General features: G+C 70.6%; 28 protein-coding genes. 15 read left to right on the top strand and 13 right to left on the bottom strand.

Annotated features, from left to right (window positions below; genetic code table 11):
• The first annotated feature begins 112 nt into the window (after window positions 1–112).
• Window positions 113–1,030 (top strand): LysR substrate-binding domain-containing protein, encoded by a 918-nt coding sequence (locus HPY23_RS12470; RefSeq protein ID WP_091887681.1) that lies wholly within the window; start codon window positions 113–115, stop codon window positions 1,028–1,030.
• Here the strand turns inward: HPY23_RS12470 and HPY23_RS12465 are convergent.
• On the bottom strand, window positions 1,019–1,561 hold the full coding sequence (locus HPY23_RS12465; protein WP_418888694.1) for a HutD/Ves family protein: 543 nt from the start codon (window positions 1,559–1,561) through the stop codon (window positions 1,019–1,021). The genes HPY23_RS12470 and HPY23_RS12465 overlap by 12 nt on opposite strands.
• A 307-nt stretch (window positions 1,562–1,868) precedes the next feature.
• On the opposite strand from HPY23_RS12465, the gene HPY23_RS12460 reads away from it, so the two are divergent.
• Window positions 1,869–2,264, top strand: a complete 396-nt coding sequence (locus HPY23_RS12460) for a hypothetical protein (RefSeq protein ID WP_091887685.1) — start codon at window positions 1,869–1,871, stop codon at window positions 2,262–2,264.
• 5 nt (window positions 2,265–2,269) lie between these two features.
• Here HPY23_RS12460 and sfsA read toward each other — a convergent pair whose 3' ends face one another.
• Window positions 2,270–2,977 (bottom strand): DNA/RNA nuclease SfsA, encoded by a 708-nt coding sequence (sfsA, locus tag HPY23_RS12455; RefSeq protein WP_091887687.1) that lies wholly within the window; start codon window positions 2,975–2,977, stop codon window positions 2,270–2,272.
• A 151-nt stretch (window positions 2,978–3,128) separates the two neighbouring features.
• Here sfsA and HPY23_RS12450 point away from each other — a divergent pair, with 151 nt between their 5' ends.
• The 4 genes from HPY23_RS12450 to HPY23_RS12435 all read left to right on the top strand — a co-directional run bounded on the left by HPY23_RS12450 (window position 3,129) and on the right by HPY23_RS12435 (window position 6,061).
• A complete protein-coding gene (locus HPY23_RS12450) occupies window positions 3,129–3,881 on the top strand; it encodes a competence/damage-inducible protein A (RefSeq protein ID WP_091887689.1) in 753 nt (250 codons plus the stop codon).
• 6 nt (window positions 3,882–3,887) lie between these two features.
• The gene (gene gpt, locus HPY23_RS12445; protein WP_091749473.1) at window positions 3,888–4,394 is read left to right on the top strand and encodes a xanthine phosphoribosyltransferase; all 507 of its coding nucleotides are present in this window, start codon (window positions 3,888–3,890) and stop codon (window positions 4,392–4,394) included.
• A 176-nt stretch (window positions 4,395–4,570) separates the two neighbouring features.
• Window positions 4,571–5,209, top strand: a complete 639-nt coding sequence (locus tag HPY23_RS12440) for a transglutaminase-like cysteine peptidase (RefSeq protein WP_200602177.1) — start codon at window positions 4,571–4,573, stop codon at window positions 5,207–5,209.
• A 147-nt stretch (window positions 5,210–5,356) separates the two neighbouring features.
• Window positions 5,357–6,061: a transglutaminase-like cysteine peptidase gene (locus HPY23_RS12435; RefSeq protein ID WP_091887693.1), complete on the top strand. Its 705-nt coding sequence runs from the start codon at window positions 5,357–5,359 to the stop codon at window positions 6,059–6,061.
• Window positions 6,062–6,080: 19 nt separating this feature from the next.
• Here the strand turns inward: HPY23_RS12435 and HPY23_RS12430 are convergent, their stop codons facing one another.
• Window positions 6,081–6,818, bottom strand: a complete 738-nt coding sequence (locus tag HPY23_RS12430; protein WP_091887695.1) for a tetratricopeptide repeat protein — start codon at window positions 6,816–6,818, stop codon at window positions 6,081–6,083.
• An 80-nt stretch (window positions 6,819–6,898) separates the two neighbouring features.
• The gene (locus tag HPY23_RS12425) at window positions 6,899–7,228 is read right to left on the bottom strand and encodes a DUF6949 family protein (protein ID WP_060850048.1); all 330 of its coding nucleotides are present in this window, start codon (window positions 7,226–7,228) and stop codon (window positions 6,899–6,901) included.
• A 414-nt stretch (window positions 7,229–7,642) separates the two neighbouring features.
• Here HPY23_RS12425 and HPY23_RS12420 point away from each other — a divergent pair, with 414 nt between their 5' ends.
• Window positions 7,643–8,227 (top strand): hypothetical protein, encoded by a 585-nt coding sequence (locus HPY23_RS12420; RefSeq protein ID WP_236013044.1) that lies wholly within the window; start codon window positions 7,643–7,645, stop codon window positions 8,225–8,227.
• Window positions 8,228–8,256: 29 nt separating this feature from the next.
• Here HPY23_RS12420 and HPY23_RS12415 read toward each other — a convergent pair whose 3' ends face one another.
• The 9 genes from HPY23_RS12415 to HPY23_RS12375 all read right to left on the bottom strand — a co-directional run bounded on the left by HPY23_RS12415 (window position 8,257) and on the right by HPY23_RS12375 (window position 17,255).
• Complete coding sequence (locus HPY23_RS12415; protein WP_210344710.1) at window positions 8,257–8,454, bottom strand: DUF3126 family protein; 198 nt, start codon at window positions 8,452–8,454, stop codon at window positions 8,257–8,259.
• Window positions 8,455–8,686: 232 nt separating this feature from the next.
• Window positions 8,687–9,520, bottom strand: a complete 834-nt coding sequence (cysE, locus tag HPY23_RS12410) for a serine O-acetyltransferase (RefSeq protein WP_091887700.1) — start codon at window positions 9,518–9,520, stop codon at window positions 8,687–8,689.
• Window positions 9,521–9,682: 162 nt separating this feature from the next.
• Window positions 9,683–9,925 (bottom strand): hypothetical protein, encoded by a 243-nt coding sequence (locus tag HPY23_RS12405; protein ID WP_091887702.1) that lies wholly within the window; start codon window positions 9,923–9,925, stop codon window positions 9,683–9,685.
• Between the two features lie 159 nt (window positions 9,926–10,084).
• Window positions 10,085–10,375, bottom strand: coding sequence for a formate dehydrogenase subunit delta (locus tag HPY23_RS12400; RefSeq protein ID WP_060850044.1), 291 nt, complete (start codon window positions 10,373–10,375; stop codon window positions 10,085–10,087).
• A 10-nt stretch (window positions 10,376–10,385) separates the two neighbouring features.
• Window positions 10,386–11,207: a formate dehydrogenase accessory sulfurtransferase FdhD gene (fdhD, locus tag HPY23_RS12395; RefSeq protein WP_236013043.1), complete on the bottom strand. Its 822-nt coding sequence runs from the start codon at window positions 11,205–11,207 to the stop codon at window positions 10,386–10,388.
• A complete protein-coding gene (gene fdhF, locus HPY23_RS12390; protein ID WP_200602176.1) occupies window positions 11,194–14,055 on the bottom strand; it encodes a formate dehydrogenase subunit alpha in 2,862 nt (953 codons plus the stop codon). Before fdhF ends, fdhD begins: the two co-directional genes overlap by 14 nt.
• A gap of 11 nt (window positions 14,056–14,066) precedes the next feature.
• Window positions 14,067–15,629 carry a formate dehydrogenase beta subunit gene (locus tag HPY23_RS12385; protein ID WP_091887708.1) on the bottom strand — a complete coding sequence of 521 codons (1,563 nt, stop codon included), beginning with the start codon at window positions 15,627–15,629 and terminating at the stop codon, window positions 14,067–14,069.
• Window positions 15,626–16,099 carry a formate dehydrogenase subunit gamma gene (locus HPY23_RS12380; RefSeq protein ID WP_091887710.1) on the bottom strand — a complete coding sequence of 158 codons (474 nt, stop codon included), beginning with the start codon at window positions 16,097–16,099 and terminating at the stop codon, window positions 15,626–15,628. The genes HPY23_RS12385 and HPY23_RS12380 overlap by 4 nt, the downstream gene beginning before the upstream one ends.
• A 247-nt stretch (window positions 16,100–16,346) precedes the next feature.
• The gene (locus HPY23_RS12375) at window positions 16,347–17,255 is read right to left on the bottom strand and encodes a LysR family transcriptional regulator (protein WP_060850039.1); all 909 of its coding nucleotides are present in this window, start codon (window positions 17,253–17,255) and stop codon (window positions 16,347–16,349) included.
• Between the two features lie 328 nt (window positions 17,256–17,583).
• On the opposite strand from HPY23_RS12375, the gene coxB reads away from it, so the two are divergent.
• From coxB to HPY23_RS12335, 8 genes are all read left to right on the top strand, one after another.
• On the top strand, window positions 17,584–18,456 hold the full coding sequence (gene coxB, locus HPY23_RS12370; RefSeq protein WP_236013047.1) for a cytochrome c oxidase subunit II: 873 nt from the start codon (window positions 17,584–17,586) through the stop codon (window positions 18,454–18,456).
• Window positions 18,457–18,568: 112 nt separating this feature from the next.
• Window positions 18,569–20,197 (top strand): cytochrome c oxidase subunit I, encoded by a 1,629-nt coding sequence (ctaD, locus tag HPY23_RS12365; protein ID WP_060850037.1) that lies wholly within the window; start codon window positions 18,569–18,571, stop codon window positions 20,195–20,197.
• Window positions 20,198–20,318: 121 nt separating this feature from the next.
• Window positions 20,319–21,269, top strand: coding sequence for a heme o synthase (locus HPY23_RS12360; RefSeq protein WP_091887712.1), 951 nt, complete (start codon window positions 20,319–20,321; stop codon window positions 21,267–21,269).
• 28 nt (window positions 21,270–21,297) lie between these two features.
• On the top strand, window positions 21,298–21,453 hold the full coding sequence (locus tag HPY23_RS12355) for a hypothetical protein (RefSeq protein ID WP_048428088.1): 156 nt from the start codon (window positions 21,298–21,300) through the stop codon (window positions 21,451–21,453).
• A gap of 19 nt (window positions 21,454–21,472) precedes the next feature.
• A complete protein-coding gene (locus HPY23_RS12350) occupies window positions 21,473–22,063 on the top strand; it encodes a cytochrome c oxidase assembly protein (RefSeq protein ID WP_091887714.1) in 591 nt (196 codons plus the stop codon).
• 152 nt (window positions 22,064–22,215) lie between these two features.
• Complete coding sequence (locus HPY23_RS12345) at window positions 22,216–23,076, top strand: cytochrome c oxidase subunit 3 (RefSeq protein ID WP_060850034.1); 861 nt, start codon at window positions 22,216–22,218, stop codon at window positions 23,074–23,076.
• Between the two features lie 114 nt (window positions 23,077–23,190).
• On the top strand, window positions 23,191–23,559 hold the full coding sequence (locus HPY23_RS12340) for a DUF983 domain-containing protein (protein WP_060850033.1): 369 nt from the start codon (window positions 23,191–23,193) through the stop codon (window positions 23,557–23,559).
• Window positions 23,556–24,395 (top strand): SURF1 family protein, encoded by an 840-nt coding sequence (locus HPY23_RS12335; RefSeq protein WP_091887716.1) that lies wholly within the window; start codon window positions 23,556–23,558, stop codon window positions 24,393–24,395. Before HPY23_RS12340 ends, HPY23_RS12335 begins: the two co-directional genes overlap by 4 nt.
• Window positions 24,396–24,449: the final 54 nt, after the last annotated feature.

The following is a 24,449-nucleotide window of genomic DNA, read 5'->3' as shown; positions in this document are numbered from 1 at the left end:
CCGGGCTTGCGGGGAGTGCAGGGATTCTGCTTCATGATTTAGAAAATCTGCTCGGGGCCGGCCGCGCGCCGGGTCCCGGGCGATATGGCGGAGGTGTCATGCCGGAGGTCTCGTGTCCCCCCTCCCTCCGCTGAAGGCGCTCCAGGCCTTCGACGCCCTCGGGCGGACCGGCAGCGTCGCGCTCGCCGCGGCGGATCTCGGGGTGACGCCGGGGGCGATCAGCCAGCAGCTGCGCAAGCTCGAGGAGGCGGTGGAGGCGCGGCTCGTCGAGCATGACGGCCGGGGCCTGCGCCTGACGCCGCTCGGGACGACGTACCACGCGCAGATCCGCCAGGGCTTCGCGACCTTCGCCGATGCCGCCGCCACCCTCCGGGAGGCGAGCGCGGACGTCATCGTGCTGTCCTGCCTGACGACCGTGCTCGGCAAGTGGATCGGCCGCCGGATGCGCGACTGGACCGCCCTCGAGGCCACAGCCCGGGTCTCGCTCGTCGGCAGCGACGCGGAGCCGGACCTGGCGCAGGGCGGGGTCGACATGCGGATCTATTACGGCGGCCGCCGCCATCCGCCGCACCATGCCGAGCTCTTCGTCGACCACGTCGTGCCGGTCTGCGCGCCGGCCCTGATCGAGGGCCGGCACCCCTCCGGCCCGGACGACATCCTGCGCTTTCCCCTTTTGCACATCGCCTGGGATCCGCGGTTCGGCGCCAATCCCGGCTGGGCCGAATGGGGCCGGCTGATCGGCGCCCAGCCTCCGGCCGCCAACCTGACCTACGGCCTGTCGGGCAGCGCCATCGACGCGGCTTTGGCCGGCCAGGGCTTCGTGCTCGGGCAGATCGCCTTCATCGGGCCGGAGCTCGAGACGGGCAAGCTGGTCGTCCCCTTCGACCTGCGCCTGCCCCTGCCCGAGCCCTACTACCTGGCCTGGAACCCCGATTCCCTGAGGAAGACCGGAGCGCGGGCCTTCCACCGCTGGCTCCTCGGCGAGGGCCGGGCCCAGGGCCTCGTCTCGGCGCCTCCGTCACGAGGGTGAGAGGGGATCGATCTCCACCGCGAAGAGGTCGACCGGGTCGTCGCCCCCGGCGACCGCGGCAGCGCCCTCGCCCAGCAGCGCGTCGCCGCGTCGGAGCGGCACCTCCCGGCCGTCGACCGCGACGAGCGAGGGACCGGCGGCGACGAGGACGATCCAGCGCCCGCGCAGGACGGCGGACGGGTGGGCTCCCCGGAGCCGCGCCACCCGTTGCCGGCAGGCCCGCCGCCGGGTCATGACGTTGAGGTCGGTGACCGGCCCGCCGACGAGGCGGGCGAAGGCCGGGACGTCGCCCGGGAAGGCGAGCGGCGCGGTGGCCGGCATGAGGCGATGCGTGCCCTGCCCCTCCACCGACAGATCCAGGCCCGCGCCGTCGAGGACGGCCAGCGTCCGGTCGATGCCGGGAAAGCACGAGAACGGACCGTCGGCCGCGACGGTCGCCATCGAGACGCGCCAGTCGAACCCATCGAGCCCGGGAACGGCGGGATGGACGGCGACCTCGACGGTCTCGCCGCCGCCGTTCTTCCACGGCATGCGCGCGTGATCTTCGGCCCTCAGGAGGCGCATGGGGCATGATCCTTATGGGCGAGACCGCTCCCGCGGCCCGGGCTGACCCGTCGCCGGCCGTCGCGGCTCCAGGTTCGCGGAGCCGGCCGACCCGGGCAAGCCGGCCCCGCCCGGGCATCCACAGCAGGTATCCGTCGCGCTGCACCGGGCCGAGACCCGAAACCTGACGGTTCGGCAACGCCGTCTTCAGCCCCGGTTCAACGGGTGGGCGCGACAGTGGCGACATGCCGGCGGTCATCACCGCCCGAGCGTTGCCACACTCGAGTCGCCCGCCATGACCGCGCGCTCCCTGATCCTCGGTGCCTTCGCGCTCCTCGCCCTCGCGGGCCCGGTTGCGGCGGCCGATCTCGACGATTACCCGCCGCCGCGCTTCGAGGGCCGGAGCGAGTGGCGCCCGACCCCTCCGCCCCCTCCCGAGCCGCCCCGCTTCGAGAGCCGAGGCGAGTGGCGCCCGGCGCCTCCTCCTCCCCCGCCGCGCTTCGCGCAGGGCCCGGGACCCTGCCGGGTCTTCGTCAAGCGCCGCATCGACGCCTACGGCGACGAGGTGGTGCGCCGGGTGCGGGTCTGCGACGAGGCGCCGGAATACCGCGACCGCCCGCGCTGGGACGGCCCGCCCCCCTGGCGCCGCCACCGGCACTGGGAGGACGAGGGCGGGGACGGGCGCTGGTAGGCGCCTCAGCCGACGATCGGGATCTCCTCCTCGATCGTCACCTCGCTGCGATCGACCCAGCAGATGAAGGCATGCGCCCCCACCCCGGCGGCCCGCGCGCGCTGGAACGCGGCGGCAAAGCCCGGGTCGAGGTCGCCGGCGACCGCGAACCGCTCGGCCCGCATCTGCACCACCCAGATCACCATCGCCCGCCCGCCGAGCCGCACCACCTCGGCGAGCTCGTCCATGTGGCGGGCGCTGCGGGCGGCGACGCAGTCGGGGAATTCGGCGAGGCCGGGCTCCCGCATCAGGTGGCAGTTCTTGACCTCTACGTGGATCGGGCCGTTGGCGTCGCCGGCCAGGAAATCGACCCGGCTCGCCCGGCCGTAGGCCACCTCCGCCCGCCAGGAAGTCGCGCCTGCGAGCGGGGACAGGCGCCCCTCGTGAAAGGCCTCGGCCACCAGGGCGTTGGGGCGGGCGGTGTTGATGCCGACCCATTGCGGCCCGCCGGGAAGGTCGGCCTCGACCAGCTCCCACGACCAGGCGAGCTTGCGGGCCGGGTTGGTCGAGGCCGAGAGCAGCACCGGCCGGCCGGGCGCGACGAGACCGAGCATCGCGCCCGGATTGGCGCAATGCGCGGTGACGAGGGTGCCGTCGGGCAGTTCGACATCGGCGAGGAAGCGCTTGTAGCGGCGCACCAGCCGCCCCTCGGTCAGCGGGCCGGGGAAGCGCATGGCACGGGATACGGGACGGGACACGGGGTGGACATGCCCGGCGCTTAACCGGCACGGGTCCGGGTGTCACGCTTGAGCCTCGGGGGAGGCCGCGATAAGGCGGGCATCGACCCCATCGCCCCCGGTCGCGGGGCGGCCACGAGGACATCCGATGTCTGACGCCAGCCCCGCCCCGGTCACCGCCGCCATCCTGGTGATCGGCGACGAGATCCTGTCCGGACGCACCAAGGACAAGAACATCGGCTACATCGCCGAGTACCTGACCAATTCCGGCATCGACCTGCGCGAGGTGCGGGTGGTGCCGGACGTCGCCGAGGAGATCGTGACGGCGGTGAACGCGCTGCGGACCCGCTATACCTACCTGTTCACCACCGGCGGGATCGGCCCGACCCACGACGACATCACGGCCGATTGCGTGGCGCAGGCCGTCGGCGTCGGCATCGACGTCGACCCGCGGGCCCGTGCGATGCTGCTCGAGCGGATCAAGCCCGAGGACCTGAACGAGGCCCGCCTGCGCATGGCCCGGATCCCGTTCGGGGCCGAGCTGATCGAGAACCCGATCTCGAAGGCGCCGGGCTTCATGATCGAGAACGTGGTCGTGATGGCGGGCGTGCCCTCGATCATGCAGGCGATGATGGATTCGGTCGCCCCGCGGCTGAAGACCGGCGCGCGGGTGACCGCCGAGACGATCGAGGCCGGCAACCTGCCGGAGGGCGGCTACGCCGAGGGCCTGGCGGTCATCGCCAAGGCGCATCCGGGCGTCTCGATCGGCTCCTACCCGTCGATGACCCCGGCGGGCTTTCGCAACCAGATCGTGGTGCGCGGCCGCGAGCCCGAGGCGCTCGCCGCCGCGCGCACCGAGATCGAGGCGCTGCTGGCGCGCCTCCAAGCAGAGCGGACCTGAGAGACAATGGCTGCCCCGAGCGACAAGGCGTTTCCCGTTTCCTGGGACCAGTTCCACCGCGACGCCCGGGCCCTGGCCTGGCGCCTCGCCGGCGCCGGCCCGTTCGAGGCCATCGTGTGCATCACCCGTGGCGGGCTGGTGCCGGCCGCGATCGTGGCGCGCGAGCTCGGCATCCGGCTCATCGAGACCGTGTGCGTGGCGAGCTACCACGACTACCAGGAGCAGGGCTCGCTCCAGGTGCTCAAGGACGTGGCGCCGAGCATCCGCGCCATCGGCGACGGACGCGGCCGCGGCGTGCTCGTCCTCGACGACCTGACCGATACCGGCAAGACCGCCCAGGTGGTCCGCGCCATGCTGCCGGACGCCCACTTCGCCACGGTCTACGCCAAGCCCGCCGGCCGGCCCCTGATCGACACCTTCGTCACCGAGGTGAGCCAGGACACCTGGATCTACTTCCCGTGGGACATGGGGCTGTCCTACCAGGCGCCGATCCAGCCGGGAACCTCCGGTTAAGCTCACCGGCCGGTGAACGCGAATGCTCGCTTTCACCGGATCAGTTGAGCGGGGTCTTGGCCCTGTCGCCGCGCCGATCTTCCCGGCGCCCGATTCGATAAAATTGCGCAGATCCATTTCAGCGCGGGCCAGCAGGTCGGGCGGCACTCTCCTTCCTAACGAAGGGGATGGCTCAGATGACCACGGGTTTCGGGCGCAACGTGAAGCGGGTTCTGGTCGGCGCGGCCCTCGTCGCGGCGGCCTCGTGCGGGGCCGCTTCGGCCCAGACCCTGGCCGCCCTACCGATGCCGAGCGTCGGCGCGCCCGAGCTCGGCCATGCCCGGCCGATCGTCGGCTGGATCGAGTTCTGCTCGCGCTACGCCTCGGAATGCGCCGTCGACGCGAACGAGCCGGCCCAGGTCACGCTGACCCCGCGGCTGTGGCAGACGGTCACGACGATCAACCGCCAGGTCAACACCAGCTTGCGCGCCGTCACCGACCAGGAGCACTGGGGCGTGCCGGACCGCTGGGACCTCGCCGAGGACGGCTCGGGCGATTGCGAGGACTTCCAGCTCCTCAAGCGCAAGCTGCTGGCCCAGGCCGGCCTGCCCCGCCGGGCGATGCGGATGACCGTCGTCATCGACGAGAAGGGCGAGGGCCACGCCGTGCTGATGCTGCGCACCGACCGCGGCGACTTCGTCCTCGACAACAAGACCAGTGCCGTGCTCCCCTGGCACAGGACCGGCTACACCTACATCAAGCGCGAATCCCAGGACGCCACCGCCTGGGTGTCCCTCGGCGGCGCCACCGCCCCGACCGTCACCGCGAACCGCTGAGCCAGCGAATCACCGAAAAATCTGCGTCTCGAATTGGAACCAAACCGCGGCGAGACCGTTTACCAGGGTTTAAATTTTTCGGTTGAGCCCCGCCCGGCCCCGTGGCAGCTTGGATGCAAGAACCAAGCTCAACGAAGCGATGGGGCAATGCGGGCAGTGATGGACGGCCTGGGCCGGGCGAGCCACGTCGATTTTCGGATCGACCGCCAGGGCCTCCTGATGCGCGGCGCCCGTGCGGCGCAGCTGGGACTTCTCGGCGCTCTGCTGCTGGTCGGCGGTGCAACCACCCAGGGGCAGACGCAGACCCTCGCGGCCCTGCCGGATGCCAGCGCGGCGATCGAGCGCGGCGGTTCGGCCAAGCCCGTCAGTGCCTGGAACGACTTCTGCGCCCGCTATCCGGCGGAATGCGCCGTCGACCTCAAGGAGCCGACGACGCTGACGATGACACCGGCCCTGTGGCGCACGCTCACGGCCGTCAACCGCCGCGTCAACGGCCGCATCCGCCCGGTGATCGACCAGGACCATTGGGGCGTCGTCGACCGCTGGGACTTCCCCGACGACGGCATGGGCGACTGCGAGGATTATCAGCTTCTCAAGCGCCGCATGCTGGTCGAGCGCGGCCTCGCCCGCCGGGCCATGCGCATGACCGTGGTCATCGACGAGATCGGCGAGGGCCACGCCGTCCTGATGGTCCGCACCGACCGGGGCGACTACATCCTCGACAACAAGACCAACGCGATCCTGCCCTGGCAGCGCACCGGCTACACCTACGTGAAGCGAGAGGGCCAGGACGGCCTCGCCTGGGTGGCGCTGAACGGGATCGCCTCGCCGATCACCACCGCGAACCGATAAGGCGTCCTGCTCCGCGCCGTCAGGTCCGGCGCAGCACATCCTCGGCGACCCGGCCCCAGCCCGCCTGGATCTTGCGGACATGGGCGGGGGCGCGACGCAGGCGATCCAGGATCTCCTGCGCGGTGCGACGGCCTTCCTCGATGCGTCCCGTATCGGCCATCAGCGCCGCGAGCCGGGCCCGGGCCTCGTAGCTGTGATGGTGTTGCGAGATCGCCTCGAAGGCATCGAGCGCCTCGTCGGTCCGGCCGAGCGCCGCGAGCGCCCGGGCGTAGGCCATGTGCCCACGGGCGCTCGCGAGGTCGGGCTCCCGCGCCTTCAGCGCGTCGAGCCCCGCCAGCGCCGCGTCGGGCCGACCGAGCTCCAGGTCGGCCTCGGCGAGGCCGAGATGAAAGACAGGCTCGTCGCCGTTCGGGCGCCGGACGATCTCGTCGTACTGCTCCCAGGCCTCCTGCCACTTGCCGAGGACGGCGCATTCCTCGGCCAGGCGCGCCCGGTTGGCGACGGTGTCGGCATCGATGAGCCGGTCACGCAGGACCCGGTAGGTCTTCTCCGGGTTCACGCGCTGCGCGATGGCGCGCTGCGTCCTCTGCCCGCGCGGTGAGCCGAGGAGTTCCGGCAGCACCTCGACGAGGAGATAGGCGACGCCGCCCAGAGGCGGCAGCATGATGATCCAGCCCCAGGGCGAGAACCGCCCGGTCTTGGCGGCGTGCACCGCAAGACCGACGGTGAAGCACAGGGCGAGGACGGCGATCGGCATCGTGCGCATCCCTGACGAGGTCTGCGGACGAATAAAGAGCGACCTTCCCTAGGGTCAATAGGTCGATCCCCGGCCGATCGTCAGGCGCCCGCGAACAAGTGGGCGAGGTCGAGCACGACCCGGCCCGAGACCAGGCTCCAGCCGCAGGCCAGCATCGTCGCCAGCATCACGAACGGGATCGGGCGCCCCTCGATCCGCCGGCCGCGCACGGTGTTGCGCAGGATGATGAACGGTGCCCCGAAGGCGATGAGCGGCAGCGAGGCCAACGCCACGAGCCCGCCCTTCGCCAGGAGCCCGAAGCTCGCCCGGCGCGCCGTCGCCCATTCGAAGGCGCTCGCCAGCAGGCCCGCGAAAGCGAGGCCGAGCACCAGCGTCTGGAGGTTCTCGAGGGCGGAGGGCGAAAGGTTCATGGATCGTTAAATCCCCGGCGGCGCATTCGTCCCACCCTGCGCCAGTCGCGATTTTTGGTTATGGTTAATATTCAGTTATCCACAGATCTCTTCGCCATGTCCCGCTGCGGGACTTGCTCCGACATCGCGCTCGTGAAGCGCAAAAATCGGGGCAGGCCGGCCCCGGCGGTAAGGGGCCGTTAAGGACGCAAGCCGAACGTTCGCGGGTGCCCCCTCTCGGGGGTAGGGACTCGAACGAATGCGGAGGCGGGCGCCATGCGGTCGGCACTGAGCGCCCCGGCGGGACTGGACCGGGCGGGACTTGATCGGACAAGACTTGACCAGGATATCGTGCGCCCGGGACGCTTGCGGGTATCCGGGCGCGGATCGCCTCGGGCCGCCCCGCCGCTCCTCGTCCCGCTCGACCGGCGGTTGATGCTGGGAGGCGCCCTCGGTCTGCTCGGCGCCCTCGCCCTCACGGGGCTCGCGGCGACCTGGCTCGCCCGGCCGCCGAAGCCCGCCGGCCCTGTGGTCGTCGGCACGCTCGCGCCGCGGCCGGTCGTGCTGCCGGCGGCGTGGTTCGTGCGGCCCGCCGCCGGGACTGACGGCGGCCGCATCGACCTGGCGATTCCGTGGAGCGAGCTGACCGGCAGCGCCCTGCCCGGCCTGATGCGGGTCACGGCGACACGCGCGCCCGAGACCGAGGCCCCGCTGAGCCCGGCCCGGCGCTACGCCCGCTTCCTCACCGCCGAGGCGCAGCCCCTGCCCGAGGGCCTGATGCGCCGGCGCTTCCGCGCCGGAACGCCGTTCGAGGGCGAAGACCTCTACCTCGCCGAGGGCGAGGGCGGCCGGTTCGCGGCCCGCTGCACCACCGGCCCGAGTCCCGAGCCGGAGGCTGCCTGCCTCAGCGAGGTGCGGATCGGCGCGCTGAGCCTGCGCCTGCGCTTCTCGCCCGAACGGCTGCCGGCCTGGAGCGCCGGCCTCGCCGGGCTGGAGCGGTTGTTCGGCTCCGAGCCCTGAGCAGCCGTCGGGGATTGCTCGTAGGACGACTACTCGTCGAGGTCGGTGTCGAGGATCGCCATCGAGAAGTTGAACGAGCGGTCCCCGTCCTCATCGTCCACCGACAGGACCCCGACGAATTCCTCGCCGATATAGACCTCGGCCGAATCCGTCTTCTTGGGACGGGCGACGAGACGGATGTTGTGGTTCGCAAAGGTCCGGCGAAGGTAGCCTTCGACCTTCGTCATCTCGGTCTTGTTCACGCTGGCCTCTTCAGCTGCTTGCAGTCGGCGTCCGCGCCCGGAGCGATCCGGCGCGGCTGCGTTCCGTCTCGATCGAGGATCCCGAAGCCGCGGGCCGGGCTCGGGACACGACAACGCCCCCTCCCCGCCGGGCGTGCCGCGGGGCGGTCCGGGGGCGGTTGAGCCCCGCCTTGCCACGCCGGGACCGGGCGGGCAAGGCGGCGCGGCGATGCCCCGGTCAGATCCCGTCCATCAGGTGGATGAACTGGTCCATCGCTCGGGCCGGATCGGAGCAGCCGGCCGAGCCGACGACGCGGGCGGGCACGCCCACCACGGTGGTGCAGGGCGGCACCGCCTGGAGCACCACCGATCCGGCGGCGACCCGGGCCCTGGCGCCGACCTCGATGTTGCCGAGGATCTTGGCGCCGGCGCCGATCATCACGCCCTGGCGGATCTTCGGGTGCCGGTCGCCGCCCTGCTTGCCGGTACCGCCGAGCGTCACGTCGTGCAGCATCGAGACCTCGTCCTCGATCACCGCCGTCGAGCCGACGACGAGGCCGGTGGCGTGGTCGAGAAAGATGCCGCGGCCGATCCGCGCCGCCGGGTGGATGTCGGTCTGGAAGACCTCGGAGGACCGGCTCTGGAGGTAGAGCGCGAGGTCGCGCCGGCCGCGTGTCCAGAGCCAGTGGCTCAAGCGGTGGGCCTGGATGGCGTGGAAGCCCTTGAAGTACAGGACCGGCTCGATCGCCCGGCCGGCGGCCGGGTCGCGGTCGATCACCGCGCCGATATCGGCCCGGAACGCCTGGCCGATCGTCGGATCGTCCGCCACCGCCTCGCCGAAGCTCTGGGCGATCAGGTCGGCGGTGAGCGCCGGATGGCCGAGCCGCGAGGCGACCCGGTGGGCCACCGCCGATTCGAGGGTGGCGTGATTGAGCACGCTGGCGAACAGGAACGAGGCGAGGCGCGGCTCGTCGCGCATCACCGTCTCGGCCTCCTGGCGCAGCCGCCGCCAGACCGGGTCGACGGTGCCGGCGATCGTATCTGCGGCGGGGACGGCGGGGCTGGACGACAACGGACTTCTCCACGGCTGCCGGAGGGGGCGACGGTTTCCCGCGCGCGCCGCTCCGATGCGCGACGATCTTCTCCGAAGATAGCCTGGAGCGGCCGGATCGGTCCATCAACCCCCTGCGACGCAAGGCGCGCCCCGCGTCGCGCGACAGTCGGCCCTTGCGGATCAGTGCGTGGAATCGCCGTCGAGGAGGGCGGCGAGCCGTTCCGCGATCCGCGCCCGGGCGGCGGCCGGGACGGCACCGGGGGCCTCCGACTCGATCAGGGCCGCGATCGCGTCGCGGCTCGGACTGCTGCCGCGCGAGGCCTGCAGCAAGGCGTCGAGCGCCGCGAGGTCGCCCCGCCAGGGCGCATCGTCGGCGAGGGGAACGGCGCGCGCGCCGGCCCGGTTCGGGACCACATGGAGCATCGTCGGTCTCCCTCGGCGGCGGGCGGGACGCGTGTCGATGCGCCTGGCTGCCCGGATAGTCGCTCCGACGAAACTTCAGGATCCCGCCGCTTCGCGATGTGCTCCGGCGCACGGGGCGACCGCCGCGGCGTCCTCGTCCACGGGCGGTCGCGCCCCGCCTCAGCCCGCGTCGCTCGCCCCCAGCCCCTGCTCGTGCGGATCCGTCACCGCGTCCGGGATCGGGCTGCGCGCCTTCGGGGTGACCTCCAGAGCGGTCAGCGCCAGCGGATCGAGGCCGTGGTCGCCGTCCGCGCAATAGGTGACGAGCTGCTCGCGCATGCGCGGGGTCCAGAACGCCACGATGTGCTTGTGGATTCCCGCCACCGCCTCGTCCTCCGGGTAGGATCGGAAGAAGGCGGCGATCTGGTTCGCCATGCGGACGAGCTTTTCTGCGGGATCGGCGGCACTCATCGATGAACACTCACGCTTTCGTCAGGCGCTCGGGAGCGGTGAACAGGGTGACGGTGTCGTGGCGGGCGATCGCCGCCAGGGTGAGGCCGTGGAGCGCGGCGCGCTCGACGGCGAGCGAGGTCGGGGCCGAGATCGCCACCAGGATCGCGGCGCCGAAGCTCGCCGCCTTCTCGACCATCTCGAACGAGCAGCGGCTGGTGATGACGAGGAAGCCCGCGGCCGGATCGGTGCCCGCCCGCAGGAGCGCCCCGATCAGCTTGTCGAGGGCGTTGTGCCGCCCGACATCCTCGCGCACCGCGAGGACGGCGCCGTCGCGGTCGGCCCAGGCGGCGGCGTGGACCGCCCGGGTCTCGCGCCCGAGCACCTGGAGATCGTCGAGGGCCTGGAGCGCCCGCTCGACCGCCGACAGCGAGACCGTGACGCCGCCGGCCGCGCGCCGCTCGGAGCGGGGAATGTCCTTGAGGTCGTCGATGCCGCAGACGCCGCAGCCGGTGCGGCCCGACAGCGCCCGCTTGCGGGCGAGATGCTCGCGCAGCCGCCCGGGGGCGAGGTCGACGACGAGGCGCAGCCCCCCCTCGCCTTCCTCGACCGCGGCGCCGCGGATCTCGTCGGCCTGCGCCACGATGCCCTCGGTGAGGCTGAAACCGTAGGCGAAGTCCTCGAGATCGGCCGGCGTCGTCATCATGACGGCGTAGGGCACGTCGCCGTAGATCACGTTCACCGGCATCTCGACGGCGAGCGGGCGCTCCCCGTCCCGCTCCTCGCCGCGCCCGTAGGCGACGACGCGGGTCGGGACGGGTGCGCTCGTCGCGACGCCGCTACTCGGCGGCATCGAGGGTTTGGGCGATGCGGGTGAGGGAGATGTCTTCCTCATAGAACCGGGCCTGCCAATCGGAGGGCCGGTTCGTACGCCGCACCTGCACCGCCGTCACCTTGTATTCCGGGCAATTGGTGGCCCAGTCCGAATAATCGGTGGTGATGACGTTGGCGCCGGTCTTGGCATGGTGGAACGTGGTGTAGACCACGCCGGGCTGCATCCGCTCCGTGACCCGGGCCTTCAGCGCGATGTCGCCCGACCGGCTCTCGAGGCTGATGAGGTCGCCGTCGACGATGCCGCGGCTCTCCGCGTCGAAGGGGTGGATCTCCAGCACGTCCTCGGGGTGCCACAGCGAGTTCGCGGTGCGCCGGGTCTGCGCCCCGACATTGTACTGCGACAGGATGCGGCCGGTGGTGAGGATGAGCGGGAACTTGCGCGTCGTGCGCTCGTCGGAGGCCACGAACTCGGTGAGCATGAACCGGCCGAGGCCCCGCACGAAGCGGTCCACGTGCATCATCGGCGTGCCCTGCGGCGCCTTGTCGTTGCAGGGCCACTGGATCGAGCCGAGCTCTTCCAGCTTGGCGTAGGACACGCCGGCGAAGCTCGGGGTGAGCGACGCGATCTCGTCCATGATCTGCGAGGGATGCGTGTAGTCCATCCGGTAGCCGAGCGCGTTGGCGAGGAGCACCGTGCCCTCCCAGTCGCCGTAGCCGCCCATCGGCGCCATCACCTGGCGCACCCGGCTGATCCGCCGCTCCGCGTTGGTGAAGGTGCCGTCCTTCTCCAGGAACGAGGCGCCCGGCAGGAAGACGTGGGCGTATTTCGCCGTCTCGTTCAGGAACAGGTCCTGGACGACGATGCACTCCATCGCCCTGAGGCCGGCGGTGACGTGGTGCGTGTCGGGGTCGGACTGGGCGATGTCCTCGCCCTGGATGTAGAGGCCCTTGAACGTGCCGGCGACGGCCTCGTCCAGCATGTTGGTGATGCGCAGGCCCGGATTCGGCGACAGCTCGGCGCCCCACAGCGCCTCGAAGGTCTCGCGGGTCGCGTCGTCCGAGACGTGGCGGTAGCCGGTGAGCTCGTGCGGAAACGAGCCCATGTCGCAGGAGCCCTGGACGTTGTTCTGGCCCCGCAGCGGGTTCACGCCGGCGCCCGGCTTGCCGATGTTGCCGGTGGCCATGGCGAGGTTCGCCATGCCCATCACCATGGTCGAGCCCTGGCTGTGCTCGGTGACGCCGAGCCCGTAATAGATCGCCGCCGCGCCGCCCTTGGCGTAGAGCCGGGCGGCCGCCCGCACCTCGGCCGGGTCGCAGCCGGTCAGCTCCTGCACCGCTTCAGGCGCGTGGCGCTCGTCGGCGATGAAGCGGGCCCAGATCTCGAAGTCCTTGAGGTCGCAGCGCTCGCGGACATAGGCCTCGTCGATCAGCCCCTCGGTGACGACGACGTGGGCCAGCGCGTTGACGAGGGCGACGTTGGAGCCCGGCTTCACCGGCAGGTGATGGGTCGCCTTGATGTGGGGCGACTTGACGAGGTCGATCCGTCGCGGATCGGCGACGATGAGCTTGGCGCCCTGGCGCAGGCGCTTCTTCATCCGCGAGCCGAAGACCGGGTGGCCGTCGGTCGGGTTGGCGCCGATGACCAGGATCACGTCGGCATCCTCGACCGACTTGAAGTCCTGGGTGCCGGCCGAGGTGCCGAGCGTCGACATCAGGCCGTAGCCGGTCGGCGAGTGGCAGACCCGGGCGCAGGTATCGACGTTGTTGTTGCCGAACGCCGCACGCACCAGCTTCTGGACGAGGTAGGCCTCCTCGTTGGTGCAGCGCGACGAGGTGATGCCGCCAACCGAATCACGCCCGTACTGGGCCTGGATGCGCTTGAACGCGGAGGCCGCGTGCTGGATCGCCTCTTCCCAGGACACCTCGCGCCAGGGATCGGTGATACGCTCGCGCACCATCGGCTTGGTGATGCGGTCCTTGTGCGTGGCGTAGCCGTAGGCGAAGCGGCCCTTGACGCAGGAATGGCCCTCGTTGGCCTTGCCGTCCTTGTAGGGCACCATGCGCACGATGCGGTCGCCCTGCATCTCGGCCTTGAACGAGCAGCCGACGCCGCAATAGGCGCAGGTCGTGACCTTCGCGTGCTCGGGCTGGCCCATCGCGATGACGGACTTCTCCTGCAGCGTCGCCGTCGGGCACGCCTGCACGCAGGCGCCGCAGGACACGCATTCGGAGTTGAAGAAGTCGGTCGGCCCGGCCGCTACCCGCGAATCGAAGCCGCGCCCGGCGATGGTGAGCGCGAAGGTGCCCTGCACCTCCTCGCAAGCCCGGACGCAGCGGTTGCAGACGATGCACTTCGACGGATCGTAGGCGAAGTACGGGTTCGACTCGTCCTTCGGGAGATACAGCTCGGAATTCTTCGAGACGTGGTTGGCGCCGTCGTAGCCGTAGCGCACCTCGCGCAGGCCCACCGTGCCGGCCTGGGTCTGCAGTTCGCAATCGCCGTTGGCCGAGCAGGTCAGACAGTCGAGCGGGTGGTCGGAGATGTAGAGCTCCATCACCCCCTTGCGCAGTCGCGCGAGCTTGTCGCTCTGGGTGTGCACCACCATGCCGTTCTCGGCCGGCGTCGTGCAGGAGGCCGGGGTGCCGCGCCGCCCGTCGATCTCGACGAGGCAGAGGCGACAGGAGCCGAAGGGCTCGAGCGAGTCGGTGGCGCAGAGCTTCGGGATCTGGGTGCCGGCATGCATCGCCGCCGCCATCACCGAGGTGCCGGCCGGCACCGTCACGCTCTGGCCGTCGATCGTCAGCGTCACCGACTGGTCGGAGACGCGGATCGGGGTGCCGTAGTCGATTTCCTTGATGAGGGCCATCGGACGCGTCCTCACTCGGCAGCCAGCGGCAGCTTGGCGCCGCGGCCGGAAAAATCTTCCGGGAAATGGGTGAGCGCGCTCATCACCGGGACGGGCGTGAGCCCGCCCATGGCGCAGAGCGAACCGTCGGTCATGACCTCGCAGAGGTCGGTGACGAGGGCGAGGTTTTCGCGGGGCGACTCGCCGGCGATCACCTTGTCAATCGTCTCCAGCCCACGCACCGCGCCGATCCGGCAGGGCGTGCACTTGCCGCACGACTCGGCGGCGCAGAACTCGAAGGCGAAGCGGGCCTGCCGCGCGAGATCCACGGTGTCGTCGAACACCACGATGCCGCCATGGCCGAGAAGGCCCTTCTTCGCCGCGAAGGCCTCGTAGTCGAGCGGCGTGTCGAGGAGGCTTTCCGGGAAATAGGCCCCGAGCGGCCCGCCGACCTGCACGGCGCGCAGCGGCCGGCCGGACGCGGTCCCGCCGCCGAACTCCTCGATCACCTCGCGGAGCGTCAGCCCGAAGGCGGTCTCGATCAATCCGCCGCGCTTGACGTTGCCGGCGAGCTGGATCGGCAGGGTACCGAGCGAGCGGCCCATGCCGTAGGCGGCATAAGCGGGACCGCCATGCTCCAGGATCCACGGGACGGCGGCGAAGGACAGCACGTTGTTGACGAGCGTCGGCTGGCCGAACAGGCCCTTGAGCGCGGGGATCGGGGGCTTGGCCCGCACGAGCCCGCGCTTGCCCTCCAGGCTCTCGAGCAGCGAGGTCTCCTCGCCGCAGATATAGGCGCCGGCCCCGAGCCGCGCTTCGAGGTGGAAGGCGTGACCCGAGCCCATCACGTCGGCACCGAGATAGCCGGCGCGCTCGGCCGCCGCGATGGCGGTCTCCAGCGCCGCGAAGGCGTGGGGATATTCCGATCGGCAGTAGATGTAGCCGCGGGTGGCGCCGACCGCGACCGCCGCGATCGTCATGCCCTCGATCAGCGTGAGGGGATCGCCCTCCATCAGCATCCGGTCGGCGAAGGTACCGGAATCGCCCTCGTCGGCGTTGCAGACCACGTATTTCTGCGGCGCTTGCGCCAGCATCACCGTGTTCCACTTGATGCCGGTCGGAAAGCCGGCGCCGCCGCGGCCGCGCAGGCCCGAGGCCTTCACCGCCTCGACGGTGCCGGCCGGCCCGGCCTTCAGTGCGGCTTCCAGGCCGCGATAGCCGCCATGGGCCCGGTAGGCCTCGACCGAGGCCGGATCGATCACGCCGCAGCGGCCGAAGGTCAGGCGCTGCTGGCGGGCGAAATAGGGCTGGTCCTCCGGCCGGCCGATGCGCAGGCGATGGGCCCCGCCCTGCACCAGGCCGGCATCGAGCAGGGATTCGACGTCGCCGGGCCGCACCGGGCCGTAGGCGATGCGCCCCTCCGGCGTCTCGACCTCGAGCATCGGCTCGAGCCACAGCATGCCGCGCGAGCCGGTGCGGACCAGCGTCACGTCGAGGCCGCGGGCCTGCGCCGAGCGCTGGAGCGCCCCGGCGACGCGGTCGGCGCCGAGCGCGAGGCTGGCGGCGTCCTTGGGCAGATAGAGGGTGATGCTCATGCCGCCCGCTCCGTCAGGACGCCCGCCAGGGCGTCGAGGTCGAGGCGGCCGACCGGCTCGCCGTCGACCAGCGCCGCCGGGCCGCAGGCGCAGAGCCCGAGGCAGAAGACCGGCTCGACCGTCACCTGCCCGTCCCGGGTGGTGCCGTGCCACGCGACGTCGTAGCGGCGCAGGATGTCGTCATGCAGGGCGTCGGCCCCCATCGCCTGGCAGGCCTCGGCCCGGCACAGCTTGACTGTGTGGCGCCCGGCCGGCGCGCTGCGGAAGTCGTGGTAGAAGCTGATGCAGCCGTGGACCTCGGCCCGCGACAGGTTCAGCGCCTCGGCGATCAGCGGGACCGCCGCGCCGTCGACGTAGCCGAACGTCTCCTGGAGCGCGTGCAGAATCGGCAGGGTCGCGCCCTCGCGGTGGGCGTGTTCGGCGATGATCCCGGTCGCCCGGTCGGCGTCCCAGGGTTCGTATCCCGGCATGGTTTCCAGCCCAGATCGTTGTCGTTCTAATCTCCAACCTGACCACCGGTGGTGGCGGAATCAATCGCGCGGTTCGGTGATGCGACAACGAATTTTTGTTGAAACCGCGCGCGGCGACGCATTTTCATTGAGCGAACGCGCGGCCCGGGAGCGCGGCCGCGGATCGGTGCGGCGACACTCAAGCCACTGACAGGAATGGACTTTTTTCGGGGTTTGGCGACATCGTGCGGGATGCCCGCCGAAGACCTTACAGGGCGGCCACCTCGGCGGCCAGCTCCGGGGCGATCGCCCGCGCCTCGGCGAGGAACGCGGCGATCAGAGGGGTCATCGGATCGCGCTCGGGCACGACGAGGCCGATCGTGTGGCTCACGTCGGGATCGGTGATCGGCACGGCGCGGACCCGCTCGGTGAGCCGGAAGGTCTCGGCCAGCGCCGCCGGCATGATGCTCGCCCACTTGGCGGTGCGCACGTGGGTGACGAGCACGATCATCGAGTTCGACTCGAGCAGCGGCGCCGGCTCGGCGCCGGCGGCGCGCAGGTGGCGGTCGATGATGCGGCGGTTCTGCATCGCCGGGGTGAGCAGGCAGAGCGGGATGCGGCCGACCTCGGCCCAGGTCACGCTGGCGCGCCCGCCATAGATCCCGTCGGCCGCGGTGAGCAGCCGGTAATGCTCGCGGTAGAGCGGCAGCGCCGTCACCCGCCCCAGCGGCTCGTCCTCGATGTAGGTGAGGCCGGCATCGAGCTCGAGGTTGGCGATCTGCCGGACGATCTCGTGCGAGGTCGAGGACTGCACCGAGAAGCGCACCGCCGGGTGGCGGGCGCGGAACGGCGTGGTCAGGGCCGCGACCATCGGGGTCGCGGTCGGCACGGCCGCCATCCGGAGCGTGCCCGAGAGGCCGCGGCGGAGCGCGGCCACCTCCTGGCGCATGGCGCGGGCATCGCCGACGATGCGCCGCGCCCAGTCGAGCACCCGCTCGCCCTCCGGAGTGAAGCCCTGGAACCGCGAGCCGCGTTGCACGAGAAGCACACCCAGGCGCTCCTCGAGCTGCTTCACCCCCGCCGACAGGGTCTGCTGCGACACCCCGCAGGCCTGGGCGGCGCGGCCGAAATGCTGCTCGCGCGCGAGCGCCAGGATGAACTCGAGACGATCGATCATCGAAGAATCGCAATTCGGTCGGGCGTGCCGGCAGGGTACGGGAGCGGGTCCGGACGGGCGCGGCGGGATCGCGCACGCTTTTGCGGAATCATTCGAGCATCACGACGAATGTCCAGTGCCGACACGCGAATTCCCGGCGCCGATGCGACGCCAACGCCGTTGCGCTTGCGGCGGCATTGTGGTGAGAGACGGCAACCGGGTCTCGGCCGGTTTCCGGCCGCAGGGCAGCGGGCCGGCATCGCGCGGCCGAAGCGAGGACGGCGCTCCGCCCCGCGGGCAGCCGTTGCCGGCAGACAGCCTGTTGGGGAGCATCGAGGGCACCATGGGGATGGCGAGGGCGCAGATACGGCCGGCGACGGTCCGGAGCTTCGGGGGACGCGCCGCGGCGCTGGCGGCGACCGGGCTCCTCGGGTCCGCGGCGGCCGCCGAGGCGGCCGGGACCGGCCAGCCGGTGCCGTGGCAGATGGACCTGCAGCGGCCGGTGACCGAGGTGGCGACGGAAATCTACAATTTCCACCACCTCCTGAACTGGATCATGCTCGCCGTCGTCCTGTTCGTGCTCGCGCTGCTGATCGCGGTGGTGGTCAAGTTCAACGAGAAGAAGAACCCGACCCCGTCGCGCACCACCCACAACACGATGCTCGAGGTCGCCTGGACGATCGTCCCGGTGCTGATCCTGGTGGCGATCGCGATCCCGTCGTTCCGGGTGCTGCGCACGCAGCTCTCCGACCCGAAGGCCGACCTGATGGTCAAGGTCATCGGCCACGCCTGGTACTGGTCCTACGAGTACCCGGAGGATGTCGGCGGCTTCAAGTTCGACGCCAACCTGCTGGAGGGCGACGACCAGGTGAAGTCCGGCCAGCCCAAGCTGCTCGCGACCGACAACGAGATGGTCGTGCCGGTGAACAAGATCGTGAAGATCCAGGTCACCGCCGCCGACGTGATGCATTCCTGGGCGATGCCGTCCTTCGGCTTCAAGATCGACGCCGTCCCGGGCCGCCTCAACCAGTTCTGGTTCAAGGCTGACCGCGAGGGCACCTATCACGGCCAGTGCTCCGAGCTGTGCGGCCAGCGCCACGCCTACATGCCGATCACCGTGAAGGTGGTGAGCGACCAGGCCTTCCAGGCCTGGACCGCCGAGGCCAAGACCAAGTTCGCCCGCACCGACGGCGGCGCCAAGTTCGCGGACGCCAACCGCTAGGCGCCGCGGGCGCGCGGCCGACGCGCGCCGACCTCATGACGCGGGGCGCCGCCGGCGGCGCGCCCCGCACCTTCCGACAGACCGACCGAGACATACCTCGAAGAGGCTGACCATGGCTCAAGCCGTCACGGCAGGGCACGACCACGCCCACGACCATACCCCACCGTTCTTCCAGCGCTGGTTCAACTCGACCAACCACAAGGACATCGGCACGCTCTACCTGCTGTTCGCCTTCTCGGCGGGCATCGTCGGCGCGTTCCTGTCCTTCGGCATCCGGATGGAGATGGAGGCCCCCGGGCTCCAGTACTTCTCCAACCCGCAGACCTACAACGTGTTCGTGACCGGACACGGCCTCATCATGGTGTTCTTCATGGTGATGCCGGCGCTGATCGGCGGCTTCGGCAACTGGTTCGTGCCGCTGATGATCGGGGCGCCCGACATGGCGTTCCCGCGCATGAACAACATCTCGTTCTGGCTGACGGTCGCGGGCTTCATGAGCCTCGTCTGCTCGCTGTTCGTCGAGGGCGCGCCCGGCGCCGTCGGCGCCGGCACCGGCTGGACCGTCTACCCGCCGCTGTCCTCCGCCGGCCATCCCGGCCCGGCCGTCGACTTCGCGATCTTCGCCCTGCACCTGTCGGGTGCCGGCTCGATCCTCGGCGCCATCAACTTCATCACCACCATCCTGAACATGCGCGCGCCGGGCATGACCCTGCACAAGATGCCGCTGTTCGCCTGGTCGATGCTGGTGACCGCGTTCCTGCTGCTGCTGTCGCTGCCGGTTCTCGCCGGCGCGATCACCATGCTGCTGACCGACCGCAACTTCGGCACGACCTTCTTCGACCCGGCCGGCGGCGGCGACCCGATCCTGTACCAGCACCTGTTCTGGTTCTTCGGTCACCCCGAAGTCTACATCATGATCCTGCCGGCCTTCGGCATCGTCTCGCACATCATCTCGACCTTCTCCCGCAAGCCGGTCTTCGGCTACCTGGCGATGGCCTACGCGATGGTGGCGATCGGCGTCGTCGGCTTCGTGGTGTGGGCCCACCACATGTACACCGTGGGCCTCACCCTCCAGACCCAGTCCTACTTCGTGTTCGCCACCATGGTGATCGCGGTCCCCACCGGCGTGAAGATCTTCTCCTGGATCGCCACGATGTGGGGTGGCTCGATCCGCTTCACCGCCGCCATGCACTGGGCCGTCGGCTTCGTGTTCCTGTTCACCGTCGGCGGCGTCACCGGCGTGATCCTGGCCAACGCCGCCGTCGACCGCTACCTGCACGACACCTACTACGTCGTCGCGCACTTCCACTACGTGCTGTCGCTCGGCGCGGTGTTCATCATCTTCGCCGGCGTCTACTACTGGTTCCCGAAGATGACCGGCCGCATCATCCCCGAGTGGGCCGGCAAGCTGCACTTCTGGCTCGCCTTCATCGGCGCCAACGTGCTGTTCTTCCCGATGCACTTCCTCGGCCTCGCCGGCATGCCGCGTCGCTATGCCGACTACCCGGAGGCCTTCGCGGGCTGGCATTGGGTGGCGACCATGGGCGGCCACATCTTCGCGCTCGGCATGGTGGTGTTCGTCATCGGTGTGGTGCTCGCCTTCCGCTCCAAGGAGCGGGCTGCGGACAACCCGTGGGGCGAGGGTGCCACCACCCTCGAGTGGACCCTGACCTCGCCCCCGCCCTTCCACCAGTACGAGACCCTGCCGGTGATCGTGGACGAGCCGTCCCACGCCCACTGACGATCGAGAGGGGGCCGCCCGCGCGCGGCCCCCGCTCCTTCCCCGAGCGCCCACTCGGGCGCTCCGGCGAGGAGCGCGACACCTTCAGCAACCCCTTCACACGATGGCCGCGACACCCAGCATGACCACCCTGTCGAACAGCGCGATCTCCGACCGTCCCTTCGTCGAGGCGAACAGCTCCGGCGGCGAGGTCGCGGACTACTTCGCGCTCCTGAAGCCCCGGGTGATGGCGCTGGTGATCTTCACCGCCCTCGTCGGCATGACGGTGTCGCCCTCGCACGTGAACCCGGTGATCGGGGCGATCTCGCTCCTGATGATCGCTGTCGGGGCCGGCGCCTCGGGCTGTCTCAACATGTGGTGGGACGCCGACATCGACGCGGTGATGACCCGCACCCGCACCCGCCCCATCCCGGCCGGCCGGATCCAGCCCGGCGAGGCCCTGTCCTTCGGGCTGACCCTGTCGGTCGGCTCGGTGCTGGTGCTGGGGCTCGCGGCCAATTGGCTGTCGGCGGGGCTGCTTGCCTTCACCATCGTGTTCTACGCCGTCATCTACTCGATGTGGCTGAAGCGCTCGACCGCGCAGAACATCGTGATCGGGGGCGCGGCCGGTGCCCTGCCGCCGATGATCGGCCAGGCCGTCGTCACCGGCTCGATCGGGACCGAGGGCACAGTCCTGTTCCTGATCATCTTCATCTGGACCCCGCCGCATTTCTGGGCGCTGGCGCTGGTCAAGGCCGGCGAGTACGCCCGCGCCGGCATCCCGATGATGCCGAACACCGCCGGCCCCGATTCGACCCGCCGCCAGATCCTCGCCTACTCGGTGCTGCTGGCGCCGCTCGGGCTCGCCCCGGTCTTCCTCGGCTTCGGCGGCCTGCTCTACGGTCTCGTCGGCCTCGTCGGCGGGCTGGCCATGATCGGCCTCAGCGTGCAGGTGCTGCGCCGGCGCGAGGGCGAGGCGGCCAACAAGGCGGCGATGAGCCTGTTCGGCTTCTCGATCCTCTACCTGTTCCTGCTCTTCTCCGCCCTCCTGGCGGAGCAGGGCCTCGGGCTGTTCCGGCCGGTTCTCGGCTGAAGCGCCCTCCCCTCAGGTCGACCCGGTGATGAGCACGGTGCCCCAGCAACTGACCCCCGAAGAGATCCAGCGCCGGCGCAAGCGCTCCGTCGCCATCGCGATGGTGCTCGCCGCCCTGGTGCTGATCTTCTACGTGCTGACGATCGCCAAGCTCGGCCCCCAGGTCCTCAACCGGCCGCTGTGACGCGAGGAGGCGACCCGTCATGACCGATCCGCGCACCCGCCAGCGGCAGTCCCGCGCCACGGCCCTCGCCTGCCTGGGCATCGTGGCCGGCATGACGGCGCTCGCCTTCGCGTTCGTGCCGCTCTACGACCTGTTCTGCAAGGCGACCGGCTTCGACGGCACGCCCCGCACCGGCGCCTCGCGCACCGGGCCGGTGAGCGAGGACCGGATGGTGGTCCACTTCGACACCAACGTCGCGCCCGGCCTGTCCTGGCGCTTCCAGTCCGAGACCCCGCGGGTCGAGGCCCAGCTCGGCGCCACCCAGACGGTGTTCTTCCGCGTCACCAACACCGGCACCGTGCCGAGCACCGGCATCGCGACCTTCAACCTGCAGCCGGCGCTGACCGGCAGCTACTTCGTCAAGGTGCAGTGCTTCTGCTTCAACGAGCAGACGCTGAAGCCCGGCGAGACCATGGACTTCCCGGTGGTGTTCTACGTCGAGCCCGGCATCAAGGCCGATTCGAACACCCGCGACCTCACCGAGATGACCCTGTCCTACACCTACTTCGCGTCGAAGAACGGGCAGCCGCAGGCCGCGCTCGCGACGCCGGCGGGGATCAAGGCCAATTGACGAGGTGACAACCGCGCCGGGGCGGCTTTAAAGCGTGACCATGCGAGGCCGGCGGCGGAACGCCGGCAGCCGGTCCGCCCCGCGCGAGACCAAGATCCACGGCCGGCGCGGGGCGCGACCGGTCCGAGACGATAGGCAGGAGACCCGACACGATGGCCGAGGCGCACGGGAAGCACCACGACTACCACCTCGTCAATCCGAGCCCGTGGCCGCTCGTCGGCTCGATGAGCGGCTTCGTGATGACGTCGGGCGCCGTCTTGTGGATGAAGAGCCTAACCATCGCGAACCTCGCGGTCGGGCCCTACGTCTTCTTCGCCGGCCTGATCGGCATCCTCTACACCATGCTCAGCTGGTGGAGGGACGTCGCCCACGAGGCCAATACCGGCGATCACACCCGCGTGGTGCAGCTCTCGCACCGCTACGGCATGATCATGTTCATCGCCTCCGAGGTGATGTTCTTCGTCGCCTGGTTCTGGGCCTATTTCGAGGCCGCGCTCTACACCTCCGACCCGATCCAGGCCTCGCGCGTCGAGTTCACCGGGGGCCTGTGGCCGCCGAAGGGCGTCGAGGCGTTCGACCCCTGGCACCTGCCGCTGCTCAACACCCTGATCCTGCTCACCTCGGGCACCACGATCACCTGGGCGCACCACGCCCTGCTGAACAACGACCGCAAGGGCATGAAGTACGGCCTCTGGCTGACCATCGCGCTCGGCGTGCTGTTCTCCTTCGTCCAGGCCTACGAGTACGGCCACGCCCATTTCGGCTTCTCGGGCAGCATCTACTCGGCCACCTTCTTCATGGCGACCGGCTTCCACGGCGCCCACGTCATCATCGGCACGATCTTCCTCGCGGTCTGCCTGTATCGCCTGTATCTCGGCCAGTTCACCGCCAAGCAGCACCTCGGCTTCGAGTTCGCCGCCTGGTACTGGCACTTCGTCGACGTGGTGTGGCTGTTCCTGTTCGCCGCCATCTACGTCTGGGGCTCTGGCGTCGGTCACGCCGCCGCGCATTGATCTGGGACGCATCCGCGTCGGGAACATGAGAGGGCGGCGCAAGCCGCCCTTTTTCTTATGGCGGGCAGGGCCCAGATCGGGTCCAACGCGCCGACCGCCTCGAGGAGCAGGGCCATGGAATCCAACCGCACCGTCGATTCACCGGCGACCGTGGGCCTGCGCGGCCGCTGCCCGCGCTGCGGCGAGGGGCACCTGTTCAAGGGCTACCTGAGCTTCCGCCCGTCCTGCGAGGTCTGCGGCCTCGATTACCGCTTCATCGATTCCGCCGACGGGCCGGCCTTCTTCGTCATGTCGATCGTCGGCATCGTGGTGGTGGCGCTCGCCATGTGGGTCGAGTTCGCCTACGAGCCGCCGATGTGGGTCCACGCCGCGCTCTGGGCGCCGCTCTCGATCATCCTCAGCCTGATCCTGGTCCGCCCGCTCAAGGGCATGATGGCGGCGCTGCAATACTCCAACAAGGCCGCGGAGGGGCGCTTCCGGTGACGACACCCGCCCCCGGGCCCGGCGCGGCGGAGCGGCGCGCGGCCCTGCGCGACCTCGTGGCGCCGGCGCTCGCGAGCCTCGTCTGCCTCGGCATCCTGGTCGGGCTCGGGGTGTGGCAGCTCGAGCGCAAGGCCTGGAAGGAGGCCCTGATCGACCGGATCGTCGCCCGCTCGCGGATCGACCCGCCCGCCCCCCTGCCGGCCTTCGACGCCTTCGATCCGGCCCGGGACGAGTTCGAGCGGGTGCGCACCGCCGGCCGCTTCCTCCACGACAAGGAGACGCTGGTCCACGGCCTAGCCCCCGGCGACACGCCGGGACGCGCGCTCCAGGGCTACTACGTGATCACGCCCCTGCGCCTCGACGACGGCCGCACGGTGCTCATCAACCGCGGCTTCGTCCCGACCGAGCTCAAGGAGGTCGCGCGCCGCGCCGCCGGGCAGGTCGGGGGCGAGGCCACCGTCACCGGAATGCTGCGCCAGAGCGAGGCGCGGGCGATGTTCGTGCCCGCCCCCAACCCGCAGACCGGCGAGTGGTTCAACCGCGACGTGCCGGGCATCGCCGCCGCCAAGGGGCTCGCCACGACGGGCCCGTCGGGCGTCGCCCCCTACCTGATCGAGGCCGACCAGACGCCCAATCCCGGCGGCTGGCCGAAAGGCGGGCAGCTGCGGGTCGACCTGCCGAACAACCATCTGCAATACGCCTTCACCTGGTTCGGCCTCGCGCTCTGCCTCGTCGGCGTCTTCACCGCCTTCGCCCTGCGGCGGCTGCGCGGCGAGGCGAGCGAGGAGACCGGGGAGAACCCCGCTTCCGCGGCCGCGACCCCGCCCCGTCCTTAAAACAGCCGCGTTGTCGATGTCCGGCTGGGTCAAGTCCGGTTCAGGCCGCCGGGC

It is taken from the genome of Methylobacterium ajmalii, from assembly GCF_016613415.1.
Taxonomy (GTDB): Bacteria; Pseudomonadota; Alphaproteobacteria; order Rhizobiales; family Beijerinckiaceae; genus Methylobacterium; species Methylobacterium ajmalii.
This window is presented reverse-complemented; position numbering and strand designations above follow the sequence as displayed.